This is a genomic window from Streptomyces sp. CB02959, assembly GCF_002803155.1.
GTDB lineage: Bacteria > Actinomycetota > Actinomycetes > Streptomycetales > Streptomycetaceae > Streptomyces.
In genome coordinates this window covers 151,901-165,066 of the sequence record NZ_NNBP01000011.1, presented here as the reverse complement: position 1 = coordinate 165,066, position 13,166 = coordinate 151,901, and the positions used below count along the sequence as shown (strand labels likewise).

Genomic DNA, 13,166 nt, shown 5'->3' with positions numbered 1-13,166 from the left:
GGCACGTGGAACCGCTTCGCGGCGTCGGACCCGGGACTGCTCCGGCTGATGGCCGGGCTACGCACGGTGGGGGCGATCGTGCTGACCCTCGTCGTCCTGGCCCTGCTCGGCACCGGCGTCACGCTCCTGGTCGCGGGGGCCATGGCCGCGATGGTCGCGACCTTCGCCATCCGGGAGAAGGAGGTGCGCGGTCAGGCCGTCACCCTCGCCCTGGGCCTGCCGGTGGCCCTGGCCGCGGTGGGGCTGGGGGCGGTGCTGCACAACCGGATCATCGCCGGCGACCTGTTCTTCATCGCGCTGATCTTCGGTGCCGCCTACGCCCGCCGGTTCGGCGACCGCGGAACGGCACTGGGCCTGATCGGCTTTCAGGTCTACTTCCTCTCGCTGTTCGTGCACGCCACCGCGCCAACGCTGCCGGAGCTGTTCCTGACGCTGACCGTCGCGTTCGTGTGCAGCGCGGTGGTCCGGTTCGCGGTCTTCCCCGACACCCCCGAACGCACCCTGAGCCGGCTGCGGGAGGCGTTCCGGGCCCGCCTGGCCCAACTGGTGGCGACCCACCGGGAGCTGGTGGACACCGGGCCCGAGGAGTTGGACGGCGTCCTCGACGACCTGCGGCGGCACACCGCCCGGCTGCACGAGACGGCGCTGATGATCCAGGGCCGCCTGGAGGAGGGCACCCGCGACTCCGCCACCGCCGCACTGCTCCAGCGCCGGATCGCGGACGCCGAGATCGCCGCCGAACGCCTGGGGATGACGCTGCTCAACGCGCGCAGCGCGGAGCGCACCGACACCCTCACCCTGCACCTGCCGCACGCCCCGGTACCGGCCACCGCGAACCGCATGCAGTCCGAGGGCGACGCCGTGGCCACCCTCCGCCGGGACCTCGACGCGCTGGGGCTGCTGGTGGCCCGCCGGGCGCCCGGGGACCGCGGCACCGCCCTGGCCCACGTACGCAACCGGCTGCTCGGCTACCGCGACGAGGAGGACCTGCCGCGCGGTTCGATGGCCGTCCAGGACGCCTTCCGCGCGCTCGGTGAGGCCGCCCGCGCGGTGCTGGGTCTGCGACTGGCGCTGGACGGGCCGCAGGACGAGTCCGACGACACCTCCGCCACCACCCGCTCGCGGGAGGAGTTCGACGCCGAGGACCTGGCGATAGTCGGTGTGGCGGAGGACGAGGAGGGCGAGGAGGACGAGCGCACCGGCCTGCAGCGGCCCACCACCCGGGCCGCGTTCCAGGTCGCGGCGGGCTCCGCGCTGGCCATCGTCGGCGGCGAGTTCCTGTCCACCCAGCGCTGGTACTGGGCGGTGCTGACCTGCTGGGTGGTGTTCCTGAACACCGCCTCCACGGGCGAGGTCCTGGTCAAGGGCTACCGCCGGCTGCTGGGCACGGTGCTCGGCGTGGTCGCCGGTGTGGCGCTGGCCGGGCTGGTGGGCAACCACACCTGGACGGCGTTCGCCCTGGTGCTGCTCTGCGTCTTCGGGATGTTCTTCACCGCGCCGCTGTCGTACGCGCTGATGTCGTTCTTCGTCACCGCGATGCTCGGCCTGCTCTACACCCTCCTCAACACCTACAGCGTCGCGACGCTGGTGCTGCGCATCGAGGAGACCGCGCTGGGCGCGGCGTGCGGGATCATCGCCGCGGCGCTGGTCCTGCCGGTGCACACCGACCGGCGGACCGACGAGCACCTGGGTGCCGTCCTGGACCGGTTGCGGGAGGCGGTGTCGGCGGCGGTGGCGCAGCTCTCCGGCGGTCCGGCGGCGGACCTGCTGACCCTGGCGCGCGATCTGGACACCGCCCTGAACGACCTGCGCGGCTCCACCCAGCCGCTGGTGCATCCGATCACCCCGCTGCGGGTGCGCCGGCAGACCGCGCGGTATCTGGTGGCGCTCCTGGAGACCTGCGCCTACCACGCCCGGTCGCTGGCGGCGACGGCCGAAGTCCTGCCGTCCAGCCGTTCGGTGGCGGCCGACCCCCGGCTGGAACGCGTCGGCCGGCGCATCGCGCGCAACATCGACCTGATCTCCGCCCGGGTGAAGGAGGAGCCGGCCGACGGCGAGGTGGAGGCGGGCGCCAGCATCGCGTCGCTGCTGGACGCGGACGGCTCCCCGGTGCCGCCGTCGCACACCGTCACCTTCCGTGTGCTGCGGCACCTGCAGCGTCTCGACGAGGGCGTGGTGGGTATCGCCCGTGCCCTGGACGTGCCGGTGAGCGGGCGGACCAAGCGGAAGAGCATCTGACGCGGGCAGCGGGCATCGGGCGGGCGCGGCCCGGTGCCCGCCCCTCTTCCGTCACCTCCCGGTAAAACCTTTCCCTCGTCCCCGTAGGGCGCCCCGCCCTCCACACGGGCCGCCCGCGCCGCTCCCCCGCCTCGAAACCGCAGGTCGGATCCGCCTCACGGGAGATCGTCGGCGCCTCCCGCGCGCCGCGGCGCGTCCCGGCACGCCCCCTCTCCCGTTACGCCCCGGTTGACGCGAGGGGCTCCCCAGGCACACCCTCGTTACATAGGTGCTCGATACAACTGACTCTGGCGGAGTGAGCCGGGCCACCGATCTTCGGCGTTGCCCGCCCTCCCGCATCCCCGGCCCGCCGCGGCGCCTCCCGCGACCCGCGGCACCGGCGGCCCCAGGGTTCGGAGCAGGAGGACATGGCATGTGCGGCATCACCGGCTGGATTTCCTTCGACCGCGATCTGCGCTCCGAGCAGGAGACCGTGGACGCGATGACCGAGACGATGTCCTGCCGCGGCCCCGACGACCGCGGCACCTGGGTGCGGGGTCCGGCCGCACTCGGCCACCGCCGCCTCGCGATCATCGACCTGCCCGGTGGACGGCAGCCGATGACCGCCGAGCGCCCCGACGGCAGCCAGGTCGTCATCGTCTACTCCGGCGAGACCTACAACTTCGGCGAACTGCGCAACGAACTCGCCGGAAAAAGCCACCGCTTCACCACCGACTCGGACACCGAGGTGGTGCTGCGCGGCTACCTGGAGTGGGGCGAGGCGGTCGCCGAACGCCTCAACGGGATGTTCGCGTTCGCCGTCTGGGACGAGCAGCGCCGACGGCTGGTGATGATCCGCGACCGGATGGGCATCAAGCCGTTCTACTACTACCCCACCGCCGACGGCATACTGTTCGGCTCCGAGCCCAAGGCGATCCTCGCCAACCCGCTCGCCGAGCGGCGGGTCGGCCTGGACGGCCTGCGCGAACTGTTCGCCTTCGTCAAGACGCCCGGGCACGCCGTGTGGGACGGCATGCGCGAGGTCGAGCCGGGCACGGTGGTCACCGTCGACGCCGACGGGCTGCGCCGGCACACCTACTGGTCGCTGCGGACCCGGGCGCACCAGGACGACCGCGAGACCTCGATCGGCCACGTCCGGACCCTGCTCGACGACATCGTCCGCCGCCAGCTGGTCTCCGACGTACCGCGCTGCACCCTGCTGTCCGGCGGGCTGGACTCCTCCGCGATGACCGCACTGGCGGCCCGTCAGCTGGCCGACGTGGGCGAGACGGTGCGGAGCTTCGCCGTCGACTTCGTCGGCCGGACCGAGAACTTCGTCGCCGACGACCTGCGCGCCACCCCCGACACGCCCTTCGTGCACGACGTCGCCCGGCTCGCCGGCACCGAGCACCAGGACATCGTGCTGGACTCCACCGCCCTGGCCGACCTCGACGTCCGCGCCAAGATGCTGCGCGCCCGCGACCTCCCGATGGGCCTGGGCGACATGGACGCCTCCCTGTACCTGCTGTTCAAGGCGATCCGCGAGCACTCGACGGTGGCGCTGTCCGGCGAGTCGGCCGACGAGGTCTTCGGCGGGTACAAGCAGTTCTTCGACGAGGCGGCCCGCACCGCCGACACCTTCCCCTGGCTCGTCCGCTTCACCCAGGACTTCGGCGACGACGGCAACATCCTCACCGCCGACGTCACCGGCGCCCTCGACCTCGGCACCTACATCCAGGACGGCTACGACCGCGCCGTCCGGGACGTCGAACGGCTCGACGGCGAGAGCGACTTCGAGTTCCGGATGCGGAAGATCTGCTACCTGCACCTGACGCGCTTCGTCCGGATCCTCCTGGACCGCAAGGACCGGGCGAGCATGGCCGTCGGGCTGGAGGTGCGGGTCCCGTTCTGCGACCACCGCCTCGTCGAGTACGTCTACAACGCCCCGTGGTCCCTGAAGTCCTTCGACGGACGGGAGAAGAGCCTGCTGCGCGAGGCCACCGCCGACGTGCTGCCCCGGTCGGTGTACGACCGGGTGAAGAGCCCGTACCCCTCCACCCAGGACCCGCAGTACGCGGTCGCGCTCCAGGAGCACGCCAAGGACCTGCTGGCGCGCCCCTCGCACCAGGTCTTCGACCTCGTCGACCGCGACTGGCTCAAGCGCGCGGCGGACCACGAGGCACCGCAGATCACCCAGGCGTCACGACGCGGCCTCGAACGGACGCTGGACCTGGCCCTGTGGTTGGAGATGTACTCCCCCGCCATTACGCTCTCTTGATCCACGGCGGGCCCTGAGCAGGGATTCCGCCGCGGACCGGATCCGGTACGGCAGGCGATGGGTGGGCGATGACGATCGGTGACGACGCGGCACTGCAACTGGTGATCTCGCTGCACCGGCTCACCCGGAGCCTGCGCAGGTCCGCCACGGCGGACAGCATCCAGCTGACCCATATCGCCGTACTGGCGCTGCTGACCCAGCGCGGGCCGTCCCGGATCGGGGAGATCGCGCAGTGGGTGCCCTGCTCCCAACCGACCGCCACCGCCGCGGTCCTCGGCCTGGAGTCGGCGGGCCTGGTGCGCCGGGAGGCCGACCCGAAGGACCGGCGCGCCAGCCGGGTCCTGCTCACCGAGCAGGGCACCGCGACACTGGCGGACGTCGCCCGCGGTGAGGCGCAGGTGCTCGCCCGGCGCCTCACCGCGCTCCGGCCGGACGAGATCCGCCGGCTGGTCGAAGTGGAACCGCTGCTGCGCCGGCTCGCGGAGGCCGGGGACCGACCGGCCGACGGGTCCTGAACGACCTGCGGAGCGCGGCCCGGTCCTCCCAGAAGCCGGCCGCCGGCCCTTGGTCCGACGGGCCGTCACCGACCGCCCTGCGCCCGCCCGCTCACCCGTCACGATGATCGTGTTAGCCCAGCTGGCCCCTCATGACGAGCTGACGGGGCATCAGATCCGTCATGCTTCCAACTTCCTCGTGATGGTCGTCGTGGAGGTGCTCACGTAATGGCTGGAGACCGACAGCAGATCACCGACTCGCTCGCGGTAACCCCGCGGCGGCGCGTGCTGGCCGCAGCGGCCCTCGCCCCGCTGCTGGCCGCGGCGCCCACCCCGGCTCGGGCCCGTCCCGCCGCCCGGCCCGGCGAGTCGCTCGCGCCCGCCGCACAGAAGCTGATCAAGCCGGTCCACACCACCCTCTCCGACTGGAAGGAGGTGGCCAAGGTCCTGGGCGGACCCGGCGACATGAAGCACAAGGTCATGTACCACAGCGGGTTCCCCCGTCGGGACCTCCGGGTGTTCTCCCACCACGTCCACGTCAAACCGTCCCTCGCCCTGGGCTCGCACATCTCCTTCGTCCGCTACACCGACCACAGCAACCTGCTGATGGGCGACGTGGTGGTGACCGAACACGAACTACAGGGCTTCGTCGACACCTTGCAGGAGCACCGCATCGGCGTGACCGCGCTGCACAAGCACCTGCTGTCGCAGACGCCCGACGTCTGGTGGCTCCACGTGCACGGGCACGGCCAGGATCCGGTGGCCCTGGCACGCGGCATCCACGCCGCGTTCGAGGGCACCGGCGCCCCGCACCCCAGGGCGTCCGACCAGGCCAAGCCCGACGATCTGGACACCGACGGGATCGACCACGCCTTGGGCGCCAAGGGATCCGGCGACGACGGGATCTACAAGTGCATCTTCGTCCGCCGGGAGAAGATCTCCGACGGAGACCGGCTGCTGCCTCCCGGCCTGGGATCGACCAGCGCCTTCAACTTCCAGCCGCTGGGCAACGGCCGGGCCGCGCTCAGCGCGGACTGCTGCATGGTCGCCGACGAGGTCCAACGCGTCCTGCGGCTGCTCCGGAAGGCCGGTGTCAAGCTCGTCGAACTCCACAACCACGGCCTGAGGGACAAACCCCGCCTGTTCTTCGTACACGTCTGGGCGGTCGGCGACGCCGTCCACCTCGCCCGCGCCCTGCGGACCGTGCTGGACGCGACCAACGTCACCCCGGCGGGGGCCTGACCGGGAACCCGCCGCCGACGGGAGGACGCGGACGTAGCGCGCAGGGCGCACGCGGCTGGACGCGGGCGTAGGGCGAAAGCCCGATGCCCGCACGGCATCCGACCGGCACAGTGGTCCTCGTACCGTCTGTGCTCTCCCGGCGAAGGGATCCGCGGGTGTCCGTGCTGCTGCTCGACGACGACGATGTCCGCGCCCATCTGGACGCCCCGACCGCGGTCCGGGCCGTGCGTGCGGCGCTGCTGGCCGCGCACCACGGCGACCTGGAGGCGCCGCCCCGGGTCCGGGCCGGGCTCGGGGACGGCGACCTGGTGGTCACCGCGGGCCATCTGCCGTCCCGGCAGCTGTTCGGCTTCCGCTCCTACGACACCTTCGTCGGCGCGGAGCAGCTGGTCGCCGTCTGGAGCACGGCGGACGGCCGCCTGCGGGCCGTGGTGCACGGCGCCGAGCTGGGACCGCGGCGGACGGGGGCGATCGGTGCCGTGGCGGTGGACGCGGCGGCCCGGCCCGGACCGGTCCGCACCGCGCTGGTGGGGGCCGGGCCGCAGGCGTGGACGCAGCTGTGGGCCCTGTGCGCGGTGCGGGAGGTGACGGAGGCGGTCGTGGTGGCCCGGCATCACGAGCGGGCCGTGGCCTTCGCCCGCCGGGCCGCCGATGAACTCGGCGTCGCGGCCCGTGCGGTCACCTCGGCCCGCGGCGGTCATCGTCGGCGTACTCGCTCCCGTCGAGCGGAAAATGGCGGGCGGGGCGGGTGCCAGGCGCAGTACCGTCCGGCCATGGACGACGAGGACGGTTACTTCGGGAAGAGCGTCGCGGCGACCTATGACGAGTCGTCGGCGGAGATGTTCGCGGCGGATGCGGTGGATCCGGCCGTCGAGGTCCTGACCCGGCTCGCCGACCGGGGGCGGGCCCTGGAGCTGGGCATCGGGACCGGGCGGATCGCACTGCCGTTGGCGGGCCGCGGCGTCCCGGTCCACGGCATCGACATGTCGCGGGCGATGGTCGCCCGGATGCGGGCCAAGCCGGGTGGCGACGGCATCGGCGTGACGATCGGCGACTTCGCGACCACGCGGGTGGACGGGACGTTCTCCGTCGCCTACCTGGTCTTCAACACGATCATGAATCTGACGTCCCAGCAGGCGCAGGTCGCCTGTTTCCGCAATGTCGCGGCGCACCTGGAGCCGGGCGGTTGCTTCGTCATCGAGGTGATGGTCCCCGAGTTGCGGAAGCTCCCGCCGGGGCAGAACGCCGTACCGTTCCACGTCAGCCCGACACGGTGGGCGTTCGATGTCTACGACGTCGCCACCCAGGCGATGAGTTCGAACTACGTCGACGTGGTCGACGGGCACGGCACCTACGAGTCGATCCCCTTCCGGTACGTCTGGCCGGCGGAACTCGATCTGATGGCGCAGCTCGCCGGGCTGCGGTTGCGGGAGCGGTGGGACGGGTGGGCGGGCGCACCGTTCACGAGCGAGAGCCACCGGCACGTGTCCGTCTGGGAGAAGCCCGCGGGCGAGGGCGGGTAAGGGCGGAGGGCGAGCGCCGGCCGCCTTCCCGGTCCGCCGGCGAGATGGCCGGTATCCGGTCCCGCGGGGAAATCCGCATGGCCACAGGGCGCCGTACAGGGAAGAGTGCAGCGGGAGTTCGCCGCGCGGGGCGCTGTTCCCCCTTCCGATACAGTGACAAAGCGGGCCGCGTCCACGCCTGCGGGGACGCCGGTGCTCGCGCGGCGTCCGGTGCAATGTTCTTTGGTTTTCTCGATTTCTCAGTTTGGGCCGATTCATGGGGCATGTAGAAGTCGCGCACGTGGAGTACTACCTGCCGGACGGCCGGGTGCTGCTCGACGACGCTTCCTTCCGGGTGGGCGAGGGGGCGGTCACCGCCCTCGTCGGGGCGAACGGCGCGGGAAAGACCACGCTGTTGCGCCTGATCTCGGGCGAGTTGAAGCCCCACGGCGGGTCGGTGACGGTCAGCGGGGGCCTGGGGGTGATGCCCCAGTTCGTCGGGTCGGTGCGCGACGAGCGGACCGTGCGCGATCTGCTCGTCTCGGTGGCGCCGGAACGCATCCGGCACGCGGCCCACGCCGTCGACGAGGCCGAACTGGCCATCATGGAGCGGGACGACGAGACCGCGCAGATGCAGTACGCCCAGGCACTGAGCGACTGGGCGGAGGCCCGCGGGTACGAGGCCGAGACGGTCTGGGACATGTGCACGATGTCCGCGTTGGGGATCCCGTACGAGAAGGCGCAGTGGCGGGCGGTGCGGACGCTCTCCGGCGGGGAGCAGAAGCGGTTGGTGCTGGAGGCGCTGCTCCGGGGGCCGGACGAGGTGCTGCTGCTCGACGAGCCGGACAACTACCTCGATGTGCCCGGGAAGCAGTGGCTTGAGGTGCAGTTGCGGGAGACCCGCAAGACGGTGCTGTTCGTCTCGCACGACCGGGAGCTGCTGGCGCGCGCCACGCAGCGGATCGTGAGCGTGGAGCCCGGACCGGCGGGCAGCGACGTGTGGGTGCACGGCAGTGGCTTCGCGACGTACCACGAGGCGCGGGCGGAGCGGTTCGAGCGGTTCGAGGAACTGCGGCGGCGGTGGGACGAGAAGCACGCCCAGCTGAAGCGGCTCGTGGTCGACATGCGGCAGTACGCCTCGCGCAGCGACGAGATGGCGTCGCGGTACCACGCGGCGCAGACGCGGTTGCAGAAGTTCGAGGAGATCGGCCCGCCGCCCGAGCCGCCGCGGCCGCAGAAGATCACCATGCGGCTCAAGGGCGGCCGCACCGGCGTCCGGGCGATGACCTGTCAGCGGCTGGAGCTGACCAGGCTGATGAAACCGTTCGACCTGGAGATCTTCTACGGGGAGCGGGTCGCCGTCCTGGGCTCCAACGGGTCGGGAAAGTCGCACTTCCTGCGGCTGCTGGCGGGCGAGGAGGTCGCGCACACCGGCCAGTGGAAGCTGGGTGCCCGGGTGGTGCCGGGGCACTTCGCGCAGACCCACGCGCGACCGGAGCTGCTGGGGCGCACGCTCGTCGACATCCTCTGGACCGAGCACGCGCAGAGCCGAGGGCCGGCGATGAGCGCACTGCGCCGGTACGAGCTCGACCGGCACGGCGACAAGCCGTTCGAGAAGCTGTCCGGTGGGCAACAGGCCCGGTTCCAGATCCTGCTGCTGGAGAGCGGCGGGGCGACCGCGCTGCTGCTGGACGAGCCGACGGACAACCTGGACCTGGAGTCGGCCGAGGCGCTGCAGAAGGGCCTGGAGGCGTACGAGGGAACGGCGGTGGTGGTCACGCACGACCGCTGGTTCGCCCGGTCGTTCGACCGGTACCTGGTCTTCGGGCAGGACGGCAGGGTCCGCGAGACCCCGGAGCCGGTGTGGGACGAGCCGCGGGTGGAGCGGCGCCGATAGCCCCACGGGGCACGGTGGTTGAGGTCCGCCTCATCCGTGGGGCGGACTTCTCGGCCGTGTTCGGGCCGGTTTCCGCTGGGCCGTTCGGGCGGCGGCGGGACGGCGCGGCGCGGGGCCCGGCCTTGGCGGACGTCCTCGTGGAGCGACCGTCGCCGCATGCGCGCGCCTCAGGACCGTACCCGCGCCTCACCGGCCTCAGGTGTGCGGGCGACACGCCGTGCGGGCGCCCTACCGCACGGAATTCGTTCGCGTCAAGGCGGGGTCGGCTCCCACCCGGAAGAGTGCCGTTGACCCTCTTCTTGACCCAGTGGTTCACTTCCCGCGTCACCCGCATCACGCCACGCACCCCGGCAGCCATCAGCGCACCCCCGGAACCGTCGAAGCCGTGGGCGCCGCCATGACTCCGGGTAAGCATCGGTCATGGATTTCCTTCACCAGGCTGCCGCCCGTCGAGGAATGAGGCCCACCGGAGCATGAGGATCAGTGTCGTCATCCCCGCCTACCGCGCCCGGGACGCGCTGGAGTTGTGCCTGCTGTCCCTGGCCCGTCAGTCGCTCGACGCGGAGCACTCGGCCGAGGTGATCGTGGTGGACGACGGCTCGGCCGACGGCACGGACCGGATGGTCGCCGCGCTCCCGGCCGGTCTCGACCTCTGTTACGTGTACGAGCCGCGCTCCCCCGCCTCCGGCCGCGCCCGGGCCCGCAACCTCGGACTGGCACAGGCGGGCGGCGACCTCGTCGTGCTCCTCGACGCGGACCAGGTGGTGGCGCCGACGTTCCTCGCCGAGCACGCCCGGGCCCATGCCCAGGGCGACGATCTGATGGTGGTCGGTCGGCGGTTCCAGTTGGGGGACGGGCCGGTCGACCGGGAGCGGCTGCGCTACGAGTTCAGCTTCGAGGCCCTGCCGCCGGTCGTGCGGGGCGACGAACGGGAACCGGTGCTGGAGGCGTTCGACTGCGAACTGGCCGGACTGGAGACCGCCTGGCACTACCTGTGGGCGTGCAACGCCTCGGTCCGGCGGAGCCATCTGGTGGCCGCCGGCGGCTTCGACGAGGCGTTCGTCGGCTGGGGGCTGGAGGACGCCGAACTGGGCTTCCGGCTCACCCGGCGCGGCCTGCGCCTGCGCTACGCCACCGAGGCGGCGGTCTACCACCTGCACCGGGCGCCGGCCTCCCCGACGCGGCACCGCCAATGGCGCCGCAACCTCGCCTACTTCACCGCCAAGCACGACGACCTGGTGGTCGTGCTGCAGCGGGCGTTCGAACCGGCCATCGATCCGGCCGGCCCGGTCCAGGGCCGGCACGAGTGCGCGCTGCGCTTCGAACTCGCCGCCCGGGCGCTCGCCGGCCGCCACCGGGCCGCGCCGGTGGCCTGAGCCCGGCGGCCTGAGCCCGGCGGCGGGGAGCCGGGCGTGCGGTGCCGGACCGTCATCCGGTCGCCTCGGCACCCGGTTTCCGTCCTCACGCCCGCTGCGGCTCGGGCTCGGGAAGCGTGTCGCCGGTCTCCAGCAGGGTCTTCGAGGTGGTGCAGCGCGGAGCAGGCGAGCGACCGGGGACCGTACGCGGGGTACGGGGCGTCGTCCGGGCGTCGCGGCGCCTCCGTGCCGGGGCGACCGACACCTGGGGGGGCGGTCGGACCGCAGGGAGGCGGCGCGTCAAGTGGCTTGTGCTGCAAGCTGGTTGGGCTGACGGTCCGGTGACTGCCGGACGGCTGTGCCCCGCGTCAGTCCGTGATCTCGATGTGGCGCGGTGTCGCGGCCTCCGCCTTGGGGACGGTCACGGTCAGCACCCCGTCCGTCAGGTTCGCCGTGACCTCATCGGTCCTGACGTCGACGGGCAGCGCCGCGCGGAACTCGAACTGGCCGGTCCGGCGGGTGGTGCGGCGCAGTACGCCCTCCCGCTCGCACTGCCTGTGCTCGCCGCTGATGCGCAGTTCCCGGTTGTCGATCTCGACGTCGATGTCGTCGCGCTGCACCCCGGGCAGTTCCGCCTCGATGACGTAGGCGTTGTCGGTCTCGTGCAGGTCCGCCAGCGGCGCCCAGTGGGTCCGCGCGCCGAGTGCGGCCCCGCCGCCGGCGGACTCCAGCAGGCGGCCCATCCGCTCGTAGAGGTCGTCGAACTCCGAGGCGATCGGCTCGCCCCAGTTCAACGGCGGCAGAACCTGCTCCAGGAGGCTGCCGGGCCGGTGTCGCGCGGGCATGTTCATCGCGGTCACCTCCGCGAAACGAGGATGTCGGGCCAGGCATGACGCGGACGCCTGCCTGGAACGCGTGCCTGGTTCCATGCTGCGCGCCCGGGCCGGGACCGGCGACTCCGGCAGCCGGGCCGCCGGTTCAGCCGAACAGGCCGGGCACCCGGATCGTGCGGACCGGGCGCTTCGGCTTCGGCTCCTGGCGCGGCGGCAGTCGGCCGCCGGGGGCCGCGTCGGCCGACGCGTCGATGCCACCGGCCGCATCCGAGATCCCCGTGGTGGCCGATCTGCCGGTGCCGCCCGGTTCCCCGGTGCGGCCCGGCCGCCCCGGCTCGTCGATACGGGCCGGGTTTCCACTGCGACCCGGGCGCCCGGAGCCGGCGCGTGCCGTCCGGTGCCGGCGGCGGGCCGCCGCTTTCCGTCCCATGGGAACTACGCCCCGTGCCGGAGCGCGTCGGACCGCGCCGGCCGGCCCTCGGTGGCACTCTCGGGGACGCAGCCCGGTCCGGGGAAGATCTCCGTCTCGTGGCCGTCCTCGTACCGCACCCGGTACGGAGGTTCGCCATTGGGCCCGAGCACCTCGACCACCGTGGCCCGGTGCTCCGGACGGCCCACCGCGCGCCCGGTGAAGCGCAGTACGTCTCCCTTGTGCGCCTGCATCGCCGCTCACCCTTCCCTGCACTGCCGTGACTCTGTGCGCGCGCCCGGCCGGGGCGCGCGTCCCGCCTCCTTCCAGTGTGCGTACCCGGCCGCGGACCGCATGGGGAAGGCGGCCGGCCGGCCCTGGCGGCGGGACCTCGGCGGCGCGGTACGCGGTCACCGGTCGGCGGCGACGCCGCACCGCGCCCCGGCGGTTCAGCCCTCGATCTCGACGTGCCGCGGCGTGGCGGGCCGCGCCTTCGGGACCGTGACCGTGAGGACACCGTTCGCGAGCGCGGCGGTCACCTCGTCCGCCTTGACGTCCACCGGCAGCAGCGCCCGGTACGCGAACTTCCCGGTGGGGCGACCGCGGCGGCGCAGCGATCCCTCCCGCTCGCACCCCTTGAGCTCCCCGGTGATGCTCACCTCGTGTTCGCCGACCTCGACGTCGATGTCCTCGCGGGCGATCCCCGGCAGTTCGCACTCGACGACGTAGGCCGTGTCGGTCTCGTGCAGGTCGGCCGGCGGGGCGAAGGCGATCGTCCCGGTCAGGGCCGGGGTGGACGAGGCGGACTCCAGGAAGTGGTTCATCCGGTCGAAGATCTCCTGGAACTCGGCCATGGCCCCGGGCCAGCCCCGCCCGCGCTCCTCCAGGGTGCCGGACCGGTGGCGGATGGGCAGATCCATCAGGGTCACCTCCCGTACG

The 13,166-nt window shown here is 72.7% G+C and carries 11 protein-coding genes and 1 pseudogene; 8 read left to right on the top strand and 4 right to left on the bottom strand.

What is annotated here, in order from left to right:
- Positions 1–48: 48 nt before the first annotated feature.
- The 8 genes and pseudogenes from CG747_RS19595 to CG747_RS19565 all read left to right on the top strand — a co-directional run bounded on the left by CG747_RS19595 (position 49) and on the right by CG747_RS19565 (position 11,006).
- Positions 49–2,238 carry an FUSC family protein gene (locus CG747_RS19595; RefSeq protein ID WP_257980555.1) on the top strand — a complete coding sequence of 730 codons (2,190 nt, stop codon included), beginning with the start codon at positions 49–51 and terminating at the stop codon, positions 2,236–2,238.
- Between the two features lie 412 nt (positions 2,239–2,650).
- Positions 2,651–4,495, top strand: a complete 1,845-nt coding sequence (gene asnB / locus CG747_RS19590; protein WP_100603053.1) for an asparagine synthase (glutamine-hydrolyzing) — start codon at positions 2,651–2,653, stop codon at positions 4,493–4,495.
- Between the two features lie 68 nt (positions 4,496–4,563).
- On the top strand, positions 4,564–5,010 hold the full coding sequence (locus CG747_RS19585) for a MarR family winged helix-turn-helix transcriptional regulator (protein WP_100603052.1): 447 nt from the start codon (positions 4,564–4,566) through the stop codon (positions 5,008–5,010).
- Positions 5,011–5,217: 207 nt separating this feature from the next.
- Complete coding sequence (locus CG747_RS19580; RefSeq protein ID WP_100603051.1) at positions 5,218–6,231, top strand: DUF1259 domain-containing protein; 1,014 nt, start codon at positions 5,218–5,220, stop codon at positions 6,229–6,231.
- 83 nt (positions 6,232–6,314) lie between these two features.
- Positions 6,315–6,908 (top strand): annotated as a pseudogene (locus CG747_RS48825) (hypothetical protein); the annotation flags it as partial.
- 96 nt (positions 6,909–7,004) lie between these two features.
- Positions 7,005–7,754, top strand: a complete 750-nt coding sequence (locus tag CG747_RS48820) for a class I SAM-dependent methyltransferase (RefSeq protein ID WP_219621491.1) — start codon at positions 7,005–7,007, stop codon at positions 7,752–7,754.
- 256 nt (positions 7,755–8,010) lie between these two features.
- A complete protein-coding gene (locus tag CG747_RS19570) occupies positions 8,011–9,630 on the top strand; it encodes an ABC-F family ATP-binding cassette domain-containing protein (RefSeq protein WP_100603049.1) in 1,620 nt (539 codons plus the stop codon).
- 473 nt (positions 9,631–10,103) lie between these two features.
- Positions 10,104–11,006: a glycosyltransferase family 2 protein gene (locus CG747_RS19565; RefSeq protein ID WP_100603048.1), complete on the top strand. Its 903-nt coding sequence runs from the start codon at positions 10,104–10,106 to the stop codon at positions 11,004–11,006.
- A gap of 347 nt (positions 11,007–11,353) precedes the next feature.
- On the opposite strand, the gene CG747_RS19560 is transcribed toward CG747_RS19565, so the two are convergent.
- From CG747_RS19560 to CG747_RS19545, 4 genes are all read right to left on the bottom strand, one after another.
- A complete protein-coding gene (locus CG747_RS19560) occupies positions 11,354–11,836 on the bottom strand; it encodes an Hsp20/alpha crystallin family protein (RefSeq protein ID WP_100603047.1) in 483 nt (160 codons plus the stop codon).
- A gap of 127 nt (positions 11,837–11,963) precedes the next feature.
- The gene (locus tag CG747_RS19555; RefSeq protein WP_100603046.1) at positions 11,964–12,248 is read right to left on the bottom strand and encodes a hypothetical protein; all 285 of its coding nucleotides are present in this window, start codon (positions 12,246–12,248) and stop codon (positions 11,964–11,966) included.
- A 5-nt stretch (positions 12,249–12,253) separates the two neighbouring features.
- The gene (locus tag CG747_RS19550) at positions 12,254–12,481 is read right to left on the bottom strand and encodes a DUF1918 domain-containing protein (RefSeq protein ID WP_100603045.1); all 228 of its coding nucleotides are present in this window, start codon (positions 12,479–12,481) and stop codon (positions 12,254–12,256) included.
- A 195-nt stretch (positions 12,482–12,676) separates the two neighbouring features.
- Positions 12,677–13,147: an Hsp20/alpha crystallin family protein gene (locus CG747_RS19545; protein WP_100603155.1), complete on the bottom strand. Its 471-nt coding sequence runs from the start codon at positions 13,145–13,147 to the stop codon at positions 12,677–12,679.
- Positions 13,148–13,166 lie beyond the last annotated feature (19 nt).